The sequence below is a fragment of the Chitinophaga sp. 01L420 genome, assembly GCF_056399985.1.
The window spans coordinates 1-14204 of record NZ_JBFTSK010000017.1; the positions used below are offsets into that span (position 1 = coordinate 1).

The window sequence follows — 14204 nt, forward strand, 5'->3', positions numbered from 1 at the left end:
CATGTCTTCCAGACTCTTTCCTTTTCCACTGTTTGCTTTGCGTTCTTCCTTTCTTTCTGCCTTGTCCTGGCGTTGTTTCGCTTTTTTCTTTTCTTTTTCTTTTTTACCAACTGTTTCCTGGGATCTAGCCATATTTTGATTATATATTTTGATATGCTGCAAAGATCGGCTTTTTTTGCGTAAGCAGCCGGAAATATAAGCGTTTGCAGGCGTTATGCACAGGCAGTTTCCGCCAGGATGTACTGCAGGGGCTATTCTATCTTTTTTGCACATTCCTGAAATGGATGGCCTCACTTGCTATAAATGCGCTAAATACCATTAACTTGTTACATATAACATTAACAATATCTTTTATCAGATTTACATAGATTAGCAAATCGATTTTATAATCCGCAACAAAAAATCAGACCACCAAAAAGTCTGTTCAAACATCTAAACGCTTATGATGAAAAGAACTGCCCTGATCTTTTTCGCCGCTATGGCAGGGAAACAGGCAATGGCACAGGTAGATGCAGGCCTGTTCCGCTATCCTGACGTGTCCCGGTCACAAATTGCATTTTCCTATGCAAATGATATCTGGATAGTGCCAAAAACAGGTGGTACCGCTATCAAACTGATTTCTCCTCCCGGCGTGGAAACATTCCCTAAATTTTCGCCGGATGGCAGCAAACTCGCCTTCAGCGGCAACTACGACGGCAACACAGACGTATATGTATTACCGGTAGCCGGTGGTGTGCCGTTGCGATTGACGCAATTCGGCGGCGCCGATCGCGTGGTAGACTGGACCCCGGATGGGAAACAGGTACTCTTTGCTTCAGGCAGAGAAAGCACCAAAGAACGCTTTAACCAGTTTTACACCATCCCGGAAACTGGTGGCAGTGCTACCAAACTACCACTGGCCTACGCAGAATTCGGATCTTACTCACCCGATGCCGGCAAAATAGCCGTCACCACCCGCTCCCAGAGCTTCCGCAACTGGAAACGCTACCGCGGCGGCATGAAAGCAGACATCCACGTATTTGACTTTGCAAAACAACTCTCTGAAAATATTTCCGCGAAAAGCGAAGCCGGCGATGAATTCCCGATGTGGTACAACAACTACATCTACTTCCTCTCTGACCGCGGCGCCGAGAAACGCATGAACCTCTGGCGCTACGATACCAACACAAAAGCATACGATCAAATCACTACGTACAAAGACTATGATGTGCATTTCCCTTCTATGGGACCAGCCGATATCGTGTACGAAGCCAACGGTAAATTGTATGTGATGTCATTGGCAACACAACAATCCACGGAAGTGAAAATTATAATCACTACTGATCTCGCAGCACTAAAACCCAGACTCGTTCGTACCGTAAAGTACATACAATCCACGGCTATCAGCCCCGATGGACAACGGGCACTGATCAGCGCCCGCGGTGATGTGTTCTCTGTACCCGCCATCAACGGATATGTAAAAGACCTTACCCGCAGCAGCGGTGTAGCAGAACGTTACCCGGCATGGTCTCCCGATGGCAAAAACATTGCCTGGTGGAGCGATAAATCGGGCGACTATGAATTGTGGATGGCCCCTGCCGGCAAAGAAAACGAAGCCAGACAAATCACCCACTATGGCCCGGGTTTCCGCTACGCTCCATACTGGTCACCGGATAGTAAACAGCTGGCCTTTATCGATCAGGCCATGAAAATATGGGTACTCGATGTTACTACCGGAAAAACCACCGCAGTAGATCAGGCCCTCCGCTATTCACCAAATGTATTTGAGGGCTTCCGCTTCAGCTGGACACCCGACAGCAGATGGCTGACCTATAGCCGTGACCTGGATAACCTGCACGAAGCGGTATTTTTGTTTGATACAAAAAATAACCAACGCCACCAGGTCACCAGCGGCTTCTACGATTGCAGCAGACCAGTGTTTGATGAGGAAGGTAAGTATCTCTATATACTCACTAATCAATCTTTCAAACCTACCTACAGCAGTATCGACAACACCTTTATCTACGCTAATGCCACTATGATAGGGGTGATTGGCCTGGAGAAAGCAACGCCTTCTTTACTCGCTACCCGCAACGATGCCGTAGATGTAAAAGAAGATAAAAAAGAAACAACACCTGCTGCCAAAGAAAAAGGGAAGAAGGACAACGAGAAGAAAGACAAAAAAGAAACACCGCCTGCAGAGAAAAAAGCAACTAACATTGACCTGGACAACATGGAAGCCAGGCTAGTGTTACTGCCAATACCCGGTAGTAACTATTCCCGCCTCGGCGCTACCAAAGGAAAGATCCTGTTTCTCAACAGCACGCCCCCGGATGATGATGAAAGCAGCGGTGAATCTACCTTGCAGTACTACGATATCGCTACCCAACAGGTGAAAACGATCATCAAAAATCCAGGCTCTTACGAGATCTCCGCTGACCGCAACAAAATACTGATTAACAGCGGGCCCTATGGCATCATTGAGCCGGCAGAGAATCAGAAAATAGATACGGCCATGCGCGTGGAGGAAATGGAAATGACCGTTGACCCGAAAGAAGAATGGAAACAATTATTTATGGATACCTGGCGCATGGAAAGAGACTTTTTCTATGATCCACATATGCACGGGGTAGACTGGAATGCGGTGAAAGAGAAATACCTGCATCTGCTGGAAGGCGCCCGCACCCGTGATGAAGTGAGTTTCGTGATCAATGAAATGCTGGGTGAAATGAATGCTTCCCATACTTATAACTTTGGCGGTGATGTGGAAGAAAGTAAAACAGAAAGTGTCGGCTACCTGGGTGTAGACTGGCAGGCCGATGGGCAATATTATAAAATCAAACGGATCATCCGTGGCGCTCCCTGGAATGCGGAAGCCCGCAATCCACTGGATGAGCCAGGCGTGAATATCAAAGAAGGCGATTACATTCTTGCAGTGAATGGAGTACCGCTTACTACCGCACAGGAGCCTTACAGTGCGTTCCAGTCGCTCGCAGGCAAAGTAGTAGAGCTGACTTACAACAGCCGCCCTTCCCTGGAAGGCGCTAAAACTGCTATCGTAAAAACAATAGGGAAAGATTACCGGCTGCGTCATCTGGCATGGATAGAGAGCAACCGCAAACGCATTGCGGATGCCACCGATAACCAGGTAGGCTATATCTACGTGCCCAGCACCGGTATTGATGGACAGGATGAATTGATCCGTCAGTTCAATGCACAATGGGATAAAGCCGCGCTGATTATTGATGAACGCTTCAATAACGGCGGACAAATCCCCGATCGCTTCATCGAAATGCTGAATCGCAAGCCACTGGCATATTGGGCTACCCGTGATGGTAAGCCTTCACCATGGCCGGGATATGCCAACTTTGGTCCTAAAGTGATGCTCATCAACGGATGGAGCGGTTCCGGCGGAGATGCATTTCCTGACTACTTCCGTAAAGCAGCACTGGGCCCCATTATCGGAAGCCGCACCTGGGGCGGATTAATTGGTATCAGCTCCACACCCGGACTAATCGATGGCGGCGTTATCACCGTGCCGTCATTCCGTATGTTTGAAAGAGATGGTACCTGGTTCCGCGAAGGACATGGCGTAGATCCTGATATCGCAGTAGATGAAAACCTGGGCGATATGGCTAAAGGAATAGATCCGCAGATAGAACGTGCTATTACTGAAATTAAAAACCTGTTGCAGACGAAGTCTTACAAGGCCCCTGCACAGCCGCCTTACGAGGTAAGATAAAAAGCTGTGTCATCATGATAGCTGGTTATCATTGCCAGCTATCATGATGATCCTTTATTTGTTGCAGTATATGGTTGCCCCAGTGAAGGTCATTTTCAGTTACAATGATGGTATTGAAATGATGACGCCCCCCTTCTATAGCTACGCCTGGTGAGTCATCTATATGTACATCAATATTAAACGCCGGCGGATATTTGGAAATAAGAGCGGCCTTTTCTCCTAATGTTTTATCATGCAGGGTTTTATTGATGATCTTCTCCGGATAAATATCATAAGAAAAAAACAAGCACCTGATATAAGCCGGAGACCTGTAAGAAGTTGTATATACAAATATCCTGTGTTCCCTGGCCTTTAGCGCCTTCATCAAATCAATTGTACCTGCTCTGATTTTTTCACGACTGAAAAGCTTTTGCCACATTCCCCTTTGCTCTGTAGGAAATTGTTTCATACCAGGTATGAGGGTGTCGTCCAGGTCAAAGGAGATAGTCATGAGATGTTATGCTGACAGTTGTTGTAATACCTGCATCGCCTTTTCGGCGTCTTTGCTGGCTACAAAGATATGATCGTGGTAATAGGCGGCGACTACATTGCAACTAATATTTTGCGTAGATAATGCCGATGAAAATGCCGCCGTTAAACCTACTGCCTCGAGTGAGGAATGCACGGTCAGCGTAATCCACGCAGCTACAAAGGAATAGGGCAGCTGTAACTGGTCGGCCAGTTGTCGCGGAATGATGATGGCAACAGCTTCCTGTTCACGGAAAAAACAAATAATATCCGCCGGGTTGATAGCAGAAATATCTGGTACCGTACAGAAAGCATACTCTCCTGCATTCAATACAGGAGTCATTGTTTTAAGCAGGGTGTTGAGATTTGTGATACCTGTTGTCATAAGTGCTAAGATAGTAAGTAAAGAGAAATATCTGCCCCACACCAGTACACTGATATGAGGCGGACAAGCTTTTTGTGATGCCGTTAACGTCTTGGCTGGAAATTCCATCTCAGTCCGCCGCTGAAGAAATAATTGGTGCCGAGACGCGCCCTTGGTTTGTCGCTGAACATCTCAGATAATTTTTTCTCTGTGAAGCTGGTTTCATTCAGCAGGATAGAACCGCCCGTTGCTACAAAATCTATGCGCTTGCTCAGGTGCCAGGTGTTCTCCAGTCCAATGCTTATCTCGCTATGCCCCATCAGTCTCTTTTTGTCTGCGCCTCTTTCTACATCATATGCCGCACCATTCATGCGGAACGCCAGTCCCAGATCCGTGTATTTATTTAATGTGGTTGACACACTTATTTTTTCAGGGAAGTTGATATCAATTCTGAATTTATTTTCAGTCTGCCATTTGATCATGAATGCAGGTAATATCATAGGCGTACCAAAGCTATTGGTGAGCATAGCGCCCAAACCATATGAAAACCTGGGGTTCACCTGCTTTATGAACAATACGCCGCCATTGATAAAAATATCGTTCTGGTCAATTTTTTCCATATCCGTGAAAAGCCCTACAGATAATATACCTACCATACCCCAACGCTTGTTGATGTTACGGTAATGCTGCAGTGCTAACTGTACACCCAGTAATTCTTCCGGGAATATTTTACTATCATACTCTTTATTGGTGAGTTTAGTATAACTACCACCAGCCGCGAGGGACCAGTTTCTAACCTTGCCGGTAGCCGTATCTACGCGGTTGCTCAACATAAACATCGCACCAAAATTGTAGCGCACCTGCGTAGTAGTGGATTTTGTTTTCACACTATCTTCTCCTCTGATATAGTGGGATGGTGGTAAATAATCTATACTGAGACCTACTCCGGGACCATTCGGTGTAGCGGCGCCTAATTGTGCCCACAGGCGTTGTGCGGGAGTGAGGGCGAATAATGCGAGTAACAAACAGGTGTAACCTTTCTTGTGATTCGAATGTTGCAGGTGTGTTGGCTTACGGCTCATAATGACGTTCTTACTTAAAGTGATTTTTTATTGCTTTAGAGTACGACAGCATGAGGACCTTCTACCCCTACGAGAAGATTAAATTTTTTTTAGCTTTTAGCCATTAGCTTTTAGCAAAAATGCAGCGAAAAGAAACATAACTATTATGTTCTTCGCTGCATTTTTGCTAAAAGCTAAAAGCTAATTTTTATATTTTCCGGAAGACAACAATACCATTATGTCCGCCGAATCCGAACGTATTGCTCATGGCTACGGATACTTTTTTTTCTATTGCGGTAGTCAATACAATCTGCAATCCTGTGGGTATAGCCGCATCCAGTTGCTGCGTATTAATAGTAGGAGGGATGATACCCTGTTCTATACTCTTAACGCTCGCAATGGCTTCTATAGCTCCTGCAGCGCCTAACAGATGGCCTGTCATTGACTTGGTGGCACTGATGTGCAAATGATCCGGTGTAGTGCCAAATAGCTTACCGATAGCGGCAATTTCACTCAGGTCACCTACAGGAGTAGATGTAGCATGTGCATTCAGATAGTCCACTTCCTCTTTATTCAGTCCTGCATCTTCCAGGGCGAGCTGCATGGCGCGGAAGGCACCCAGACCTTCGGGATGGGTGGCAGTCATATGATAAGCATCAGCAGTCATGGCCGCACCGGCTACTTCTGCATAGATATGTGCGCCTCTCGCTTTGGCATGTTCGTATTCTTCGAGGATGAGGGCGCCGGCGCCTTCTCCCATCACAAATCCATCCCGGTCCACATCAAATGGGCGGGATGCTGTGGTAGGATCTTCATTACGTACAGACATGGCTTTCATGGCGCAGAAACCGCCTACGGAAGCTGGGGTAACAGGAGCTTCGGAACCACCTGTTACCATCACTTTCGCCTTACCTATACGGATATACGTTAACGCATCCATAATGGCCGTGTTGGAAGTGGCGCAGGCAGATACGGTTGTATAGTTAATACCCATCAGGCCGTATTTAATGGAGATCATGCCGGAAGCCATATTGGTAATGAGTTTGGGCACAAAATAAGGACTGAAGCGAGGGTTGAAATCGCCTGTAACATACTCTGTTACCTGCTCTTCGAAGGTTTGCATACCACCCTGACCAGAACCCCAGATGACGCCTGTATCAAATGGGTCCATGCTGCTAAAGTCCAGTCCGGAATCCCTGATCGCCTGATCGGCAGCCACCAGTGCATATTGTGTAAATGGATCCGTTTTGCGTACTTCGGCTTTGTCCAGTAATGCAGTGGCATCAAAGCCTTTCAGCTCATGGGCGAAGCGTGTACGGAAACGGCTGGCGTCAAAATGGGCAATAGTGGCAGCGCCGCTTTTCCCGTTTATAAGACTATTCCAGAAATCCGTTACGGTGTTACCGACAGGAGATACCGTCCCCATTCCTGTAATGACAACTCTTTTCATAGTATGTTATTTTTGACACAGATCTTCCAGCAACTGATCCGCAATACTGCGGAAGGCTGCCGGTCCCATTACCCTGGATAATAGCAGGGAAGACTGTAAATTGGACATGATGATAAGGGCCCGCGCATGGGCAGGTCCTTTAAAGTGAATACATTTATTTTTCCTGCCCTGCTCCAGGCAGTTAGTCAGCCAGGATACAATGCCATCGGCCATTTCCTGCACCTTCGCCTGCATAGCGGGTGAAAATGTTTCAAAGTCTGTGGCCAGTGAGCCCATCAGGCAGATATTGCCCTGGTTATTGTGTTTACGAAATACCTCCACCAGTTTGGCAAGCTGCTCATTTTCCGGCAACTGTTTCCATTTAACGGTAAAGCTGTTGAATTTTTCAATCTCCTGGTCAATCACTTCCACTCCCAGGTCTGATTTAGCCGGGAAGTGATAATGTACTGCCGCATTTTTAATATCCAGTGGTGCCGCAATATCCTTGTAACTAAAGGCATTGAAGCCTTTTGTCCGTACCAGCCGGTCAGCCATGGATACTATTTTATCTTTCGTTTCTGACATATATGTGCCTTTGGGCGCCACAAATATACTTACTTAGTAGTAAGTAAGCAAATAGGGCAAAAAAAACGACTAATTGCGGTAGCTCAATTTTTCTTCTATAAGCTGCAGGATTCGCGTAAACTGTTGCCGGTTTTCCAGTAAGAGCGGAAGGTAACATTCCTGCCAGGTAGTATGGAGTAATATGCTGTCGCCAAATAGTTTAGAGGGTATCAGCTCCACAGACTTTATATCACTGTAGGCTATAAACCGGTATTTCTTTCTGAAATAGATGTCAATGATGGGGTTGTTGTTACTTCCACGGCTCCAGCCGGACCTTCCCCATACCATATCCTTAAAGAGAAGGCCGTTTGTCCCGATTTCTAATTGTATGATTTTTTGCCTGAAAATGAGGATACACAGAAAGAGTAAGCCTAAACCCAGTAACAGGAGGCAAACGGATAGTATAAGGATAAATAGATCCGGATGACCGCCGACCAGGTCAATGATCATGTTGATGGACATCCAGAGTAGTATACATCCCATGAAAAATAAGGCGCCGGCGAGTAAGTATTGTCTGAAGGGAGAAATATAAATCTGCGTACCATTGCCAGACAAACCCGGCACTACCGTTCCCTGGTCTGCGCGTGGTTCCGGGGTAGTTTTTGAAGCGTCCTGCTGGCTACTGGTTTTGGTGGTGATCAAAGCAGCCAGTAGTTGTATATCTTTTCCGGAGAAGTTATCCAGCCTGAGGTGTACGGACGCCCCAGTCTTTATATTCAGATCCAGCCGGTAAAATTTGTACCCGTTGATAACAGCATCTGTTAGGGTACAATGATGGATGTCTCTGTAATAATAAAAAGTTTCCCTGTTTCCTAAATTCTTCGCTACCAGGCCATCAGCATAAGTGTCTATATAACTGATGCTATCCGCTTTATAATGGGAGTCATATACATACCAGCCCATTGCAGCCAGCAGGAGGGCGATAAAATAGTAAACAGGGATTTCATAGTTTAGGTTTGGGACAAGGTACCAGTATAACAGGTAGGTTAAGGCAGCAAAAATGAAGAACAGGAATATCAACTTATAATGGCGGAAGGAGAAACGCTGTTCTTTCATTTAATCTGCTTTTGAGCTGGCCACGATATATGGCACAATGGAATCCTTGTAAAATTTCTCTGCTTCTTTGGCGGCACCGGGCAGCGTTTCGAAATAAATCTTATTGTCTGCCTTGTTTTCGAAGCCTACTAAGGTGTACGGACCATAATCCTTGAAATTCAGGTTAAATGAAAAGTGGGCATAGGTTTCATTGGTTTGTATAATATAAAAACGACTTTTGCTGAACTTTACTTTTATCTGGTGTATGCCCTTCGGAATGTTGATGACCCCGGTGGGAAACACGGTTTTTACTTCCAGGCTGTCAATACTGGTGATCTCTATATTATTGCCGGTATAAAGTGATACACTGCTGTCGCCATGTATCAGATGTTTCAGTGAACGGATATTACTGCGTCCTTTGATTTCTGTACGTGCAAAGAAAAATACGCCCAGTAACAGGAGCAGGATATAAATAATATTCTTTAGTATTTTCATCGGTCAACGGTTAAAATCTACAGCTAAACTAATGACTTCGCCTGTTGCTGACCGTTCTTAATGCATATTCGTGGGTACCTATTGTATATTCGTCTTATCTAGTAGGATCTGCGTGATAAAAGCAATGGCCGGCTCATAGTTTCCCATGAATGACCGGCCATTGCCTTTATATCGTGTTGAATAGATTATTCTGCTTTTAAGCTCTCTACGGGGTTCATGAGCGCGGCTCTGATAGACTGGAAGCTGATGGTCAGCAAGGCTATCATCATGGCTGCCAGGCCCGCCAGTGCAAATACCCAGTAGTGAATCGTTACGCGGTAAGGGTATTTCTCCAGCCATTGGTCCATGGTATACCAGGCCACCGGGAAGGCAATGAGTGCTGCAATACCCACCAGTTTCAGGAAATCGGCGGACAGTAACCGGGTGATACCCGTGACACTGGCCCCCAATACTTTGCGGATACCAATTTCTTTTGTTCTGCGTTCGGCTGTATACGCTGCAAGGCCAAATAAGCCAAGGCAACTGATGATGATGGCCAGGGTGGCAAACAAACGGGAAAGCTGCTGCATCAATGTTTCATTTACAAACATGTCATTGAACTGATCGTCTGTAAACCGGTAAGTAAAGGGATAGGCAGGGTTGTATCGCTTCATCACTTCACCTATTTTAACGAGGCTGGCTTCTTTGTTGGTGCCGGCATTCATTCGTACATACATGAGGGTAGCTTCCTCTGGCATGCAGTAAAATACCACCGGATCAGGGGTACCATACATATTGCCGTATACGTAATCTTTTATGACGCCCACAATCCTGGAATGGACAACACTGTCGCCATGAGGAGTCAATAAAGTTTTGCCAACAGCACTTCCTTTCCCCATTACCTTTTCCAACGATTGGGTAATCAGTACATCCATACCATTGGCCGCTGCTATCGGCTTGAAATCACTACCGGACATTATTTCCATACCGGAAGTACTAACAAACTCCGGACTGATGAGTCGTTGGGAGATCAAAATTTTATCCGTTTCCGGTTTGCCTTCCCAGGTAAGAGCATTTGTATTATTACCGCCGTCAATGGTAACATGATCGGCCAGTGCCACATTCTGGACGGTACCAGTGGCCAGCAATGCATTTTTTATAGAGGGGAAATGCTGCACCATATCTCCTTTTACTTCCATGGAAATCAGGTTATCCTTATTGAATCCCAGGTTCCTGCTTTTTACATGTTGTATCTGCTGGTAAATGATCGCTGTACAAATGATTAATATGATGGACACGCTGAATTGCGCTACTACCAACCCTTTACGGATAAAAGTAGCACTGCCGGCCTTTATTTTCATGCCTTTCAATACAAAAACCGGATTGAAGGAGGAGAGATATAACGAAGGATAACTACCCGCTACCACACCGCAAACCATGGTGATCAACAATAGCGATCCGATGTGCATCGGATTGTTGAGGCCAACAACGAGGTTTTTATCTACCAAAGCATTAAAACCAGGTAATACCACACATAATATTAACAGGGCTATTCCTGCTGCCAGCAGTGACATGAACAATGCTTCGCTGATGAACTGTATGATCAGTTTACCTTTTCCGGCGCCCATTACTTTTCGGATACCCACTTCTTTTGCCCGCTTTTCACTCCGCGCGGTAGCCAGGTTCATGAAGTTAATACAGGCAATGAAAAGAATGATCCAGGCAATCAATGAAAACAGGTGCACATATTCAATCCGTCCTCCGCTTTGCTGCCCGTTCTGAAACCGCGCCCGTAAACGCCAGTCGTTCATCGTAAATAAAAAAGCATGATTGATAGCCGCCGGATCATATCGCTGTATATAATTCTGCAATTGATGATTAATCTTCCCCAGATCTGCATTAGGAGCCAGTTCCACATAAGTACTTACCGCGTTGGCGTTCCATCTTTTTAGGTAACCATTGGCATTAACAGCTACTTCAAAAGGAGCCACCCAATCAAACCGGATACTCGAATTCTCCGGTATATCTTTTATCACACCAGATACCACATAAGGTTGTTTATTATCAACTATCACCGTTTTGCCAATCACATTTTTGGTGTCGCCAAAGAATTTCCGGGCAGTTTTTTCAGTAAGAACAATGGAATATAACTGAGGAAAGGCAGTGGCAGCATTACCGGCTACAAATGGCAGCGTGAAAATATCAAACAGACTGGAATCTGCGTACATACCTCCTGCATACAATGCTTTATCACCAATCGTAAACAAGGCGGTCGTCAATTCTTCTGTTGTGCGACAGGTTTGCCGGATACCTGGTATGTCTGCTTTTATGGCTGGGGCCATTGGACCAGGAGTAGACGAAAAGGTGCGGATACCATCATAATTCCAGTTCTCCATCACCTGGTAAATCTGATCTTTCTTTACATGACTATTGTCGAAAGTCACTTCATCTTCAATCCATAAGTAAATAACCCCTGCGCAAGCCAAACCTATTGCTAACCCAAAAATATTGAGGAAGCTGTAAGTCTTGTTTTTCCAGAGCGTTCTTAATGTGATTTTAAAGTAATTTTTAAACATCATGATATGTTCACCTTTTACAATAATAGTGAGGTTGCATAAAAGACCAAGATAATGCCATGGTACTAATTATTGATAATTAACTATTTAGAGAATGATGCCTGTCCGCTTTTAATGAAACGGTGTCCGGTTTTGAACAATAGTACTAAGATGCTACTTTTAAATTGATAAATAATTATTTCTTTTGCACGCATGTTACCTATGTTTCATTAATTATTGTAGTACCTGATTGTTGATGTGTTACCCTGTTTTTAAATTTAATTTAATTATGAAGAAGATCCTCTTTTTGTCCCTGTTAGTATTGACCTTTACCAACAGATTATCAGCACAGCTGGATTCCTTAAAGTATGTCCTTAACCGTACCGGGCCTACACAAGTAGCTAATTTTAATATAGCCGGATTCGGTGCATTTGTACATGATGGATCCAATAACTTTTCGGGTACTTTATTATTGCAAAATGCGACCGCTCCAAACGGTGGCGTAAATATGCAGTTGACCGGCGAAGCTACCCCCGGCTTCGCCACCTGGATGCGTGATGCCACCGGCTTCAAAGAAAGAATGCGGCTTCTTTGGAATGGCAATTTGGGAATAGGTAGTACGGCACCCTCCGCCAGGTTGCATGTCAACGGAGATTCGCTTGTCTTTTTTAAAGTTACTCAATCAAACATAGCAGCTACAGATGCATATCTGCATATTAGAAATGCTACAAGTAATCTCGCTTATTATATTCCAAATATTATAGGCCGCACTTCCATGCCGGGCCGTGCATATGGGCTTTATATTACCGGCGAGGCGGAAGATGTACTTCCGGCAAGCGATAATTCCATTGCTGCAGTTATACTGGATGGCAGAACTAAAACCGCCACCAGGCTGCAAACCAATAACGTACTGGCCATTAACAGCGCGGGGGCAAATCTCCTCATGGTAAAGGCGGATGGAAGTTTAGGGATTGGTACTTCGGATACCAAAGGGTACAAGCTGGCAGTCAACGGTAGCGGCGTATTTACCAGGGTTGTCGTGAAGGCATACAATAACTGGCCGGACTTTGTATTTAAACCGGACTATCAATTACCATCACTTACTGCAGTAGCGCAATATGTAACGAAACATGAGCACCTGCCAGGTATTCCATCTGCCGGCGAGGTAGAGAAAGAAGGTATTGATGTAGGGGAGATGAACAAAAAATTATTGCAGAAAATAGAGGAGCAGATGTTGTATATGATAGAAATGAACAACCAGATCATGACGCTGAAAAAAGAAGTACAGGAGCTGAAAGAAAAAGCAGCAACAAAATAAGCATCTTCCTCCGGTGTTCCTCTGCAGCATGGTTTGCAGAGGAATACCGGAAGTTTTAGGATCGGATATTTCTCGGAATGGTGTCAAAAATGCTGTTCAGAAAATGTGTTTTTGATGATATCCCTTCTCCTCATATGGCTCCAGCTCCATCATCACCAGTTTTTCCATGGTCTTTACTTCCTGTTTCACATCCACAGCCGGATCATTATTCTCTTTTATTACGGCTACTATTTCATATGCGAACTCCGCTTCCCCCAGTTCCAGCCAGTCCCGCTGCAGTTGTTCATTAAAATGATTGCCCGTTTGTAACTGTACCCGCAGGGAGTTCCAGGCTCTGTCCAGGTCCATACTGCTACCAATAAATACTTTGTTGTTACGTGTATTTCGCAACTGATAAACCCCTTTTCGGAAAGTCATTTCTCTATATGCCTGCTTCAGTTCTTTTTTCGATGTCATGTGTTTAATTTTTTAATTGTCCGTCTATTAAATTACCCGCCTGTTTCAGAAAAGCCGTGTAGCTTTCCGGATGCCGCCTGTTCAGATATAAGGTGAGTAAGCCGGTGATGCCATAGAGCAGCGCGGCCTTTTTTAACCCGGCTTCTCTGGCTGTCAGCATGCGTTTGTCGATACAGTAGGTCCAGTCGGCAGCGCACAGGTCTTCGAGCAACGATGTGACCAGCGCCGTGGTGGCTCCTTTGTTATCCATATCAGATAGCTTCTCCACAAAAAATAGTTCAAAGATGCCGGGGTATTGAATGAAGTATTCCATATAAGCCAGCATAATGGCCTTTAACCGCTTGTTGCCCGGTGTTATGGCCGCAGTACGACTCAACACGTGCTCCCGGCACTCTTCCCGGAAATCCTTGACACAGAGGAATACCAGGTCCTTCACATCCTTGAAATAATTATACAGGGTAGCAAAAGAATAGCCTGCCCTGTCCGCAATATTGCGCACACTCACACTCTTCAACCCCTCACTTTTCAGGATGTCTTTGGTGGCGGCAATAAAGTAGCCTTTCACCCTTTGTTCCTGTATTTCCTTTTTATTCATAATAGCGCAAATATATTGAACACTGTTCAAAATGTAAAACAGTGTTAAATAGAGATGGTTTTGCA

12 protein-coding genes are annotated in these 14204 nt (G+C 45.1%); 2 read left to right on the forward strand and 10 right to left on the reverse strand.

The window, feature by feature from the left end; all coding sequences use genetic code 11:
* Positions 1 to 442: 442 nt before the first annotated feature.
* On the forward strand, positions 443 to 3721 hold the full coding sequence (locus AC1DP6_RS17680) for a S41 family peptidase (RefSeq protein WP_477056021.1): 3279 nt from the start codon (positions 443 to 445) through the stop codon (positions 3719 to 3721).
* A 28-nt stretch (positions 3722 to 3749) separates the two neighbouring features.
* Here the strand turns inward: AC1DP6_RS17680 and AC1DP6_RS17685 are convergent, their stop codons facing one another.
* The 8 genes from AC1DP6_RS17685 to AC1DP6_RS17720 form a co-directional block, all read right to left on the reverse strand.
* Positions 3750 to 4211, reverse strand: a complete 462-nt coding sequence (locus tag AC1DP6_RS17685) for a hypothetical protein (protein WP_477056022.1) — start codon at positions 4209 to 4211, stop codon at positions 3750 to 3752.
* A 6-nt stretch (positions 4212 to 4217) separates the two neighbouring features.
* Complete coding sequence (locus AC1DP6_RS17690; RefSeq protein WP_477056023.1) at positions 4218 to 4613, reverse strand: ACT domain-containing protein; 396 nt, start codon at positions 4611 to 4613, stop codon at positions 4218 to 4220.
* An 83-nt stretch (positions 4614 to 4696) separates the two neighbouring features.
* Positions 4697 to 5674, reverse strand: a complete 978-nt coding sequence (locus tag AC1DP6_RS17695; RefSeq protein ID WP_477056024.1) for a DUF6268 family outer membrane beta-barrel protein — start codon at positions 5672 to 5674, stop codon at positions 4697 to 4699.
* Positions 5675 to 5861: 187 nt separating this feature from the next.
* On the reverse strand, positions 5862 to 7103 hold the full coding sequence (gene fabF, locus AC1DP6_RS17700; RefSeq protein ID WP_477056025.1) for a beta-ketoacyl-ACP synthase II: 1242 nt from the start codon (positions 7101 to 7103) through the stop codon (positions 5862 to 5864).
* Between the two features lie 6 nt (positions 7104 to 7109).
* On the reverse strand, positions 7110 to 7667 hold the full coding sequence (locus tag AC1DP6_RS17705; RefSeq protein WP_477056026.1) for a TetR/AcrR family transcriptional regulator: 558 nt from the start codon (positions 7665 to 7667) through the stop codon (positions 7110 to 7112).
* 69 nt (positions 7668 to 7736) lie between these two features.
* Positions 7737 to 8762 (reverse strand): hypothetical protein, encoded by a 1026-nt coding sequence (locus AC1DP6_RS17710; RefSeq protein ID WP_477056027.1) that lies wholly within the window; start codon positions 8760 to 8762, stop codon positions 7737 to 7739.
* Entirely contained in the window at positions 8763 to 9236 is a 474-nt protein-coding gene (locus AC1DP6_RS17715) for a hypothetical protein (RefSeq protein ID WP_477056028.1), read from the reverse strand.
* Positions 9237 to 9421: 185 nt separating this feature from the next.
* Complete coding sequence (locus tag AC1DP6_RS17720) at positions 9422 to 11794, reverse strand: ABC transporter permease (protein ID WP_477056029.1); 2373 nt, start codon at positions 11792 to 11794, stop codon at positions 9422 to 9424.
* Positions 11795 to 12059: 265 nt separating this feature from the next.
* Between AC1DP6_RS17720 and AC1DP6_RS17725 the strand changes: the two genes are divergently transcribed.
* Positions 12060 to 13088, forward strand: coding sequence for a hypothetical protein (locus tag AC1DP6_RS17725; RefSeq protein WP_477056030.1), 1029 nt, complete (start codon positions 12060 to 12062; stop codon positions 13086 to 13088).
* Between the two features lie 96 nt (positions 13089 to 13184).
* Here AC1DP6_RS17725 and AC1DP6_RS17730 read toward each other — a convergent pair whose 3' ends face one another.
* On the reverse strand, positions 13185 to 13544 hold the full coding sequence (locus AC1DP6_RS17730) for a GIY-YIG nuclease family protein (protein WP_477056031.1): 360 nt from the start codon (positions 13542 to 13544) through the stop codon (positions 13185 to 13187).
* 4 nt (positions 13545 to 13548) lie between these two features.
* Complete coding sequence (locus AC1DP6_RS17735; protein ID WP_477056032.1) at positions 13549 to 14139, reverse strand: TetR/AcrR family transcriptional regulator; 591 nt, start codon at positions 14137 to 14139, stop codon at positions 13549 to 13551.
* Between the last annotated feature and the right edge of the window lie 65 nt (positions 14140 to 14204).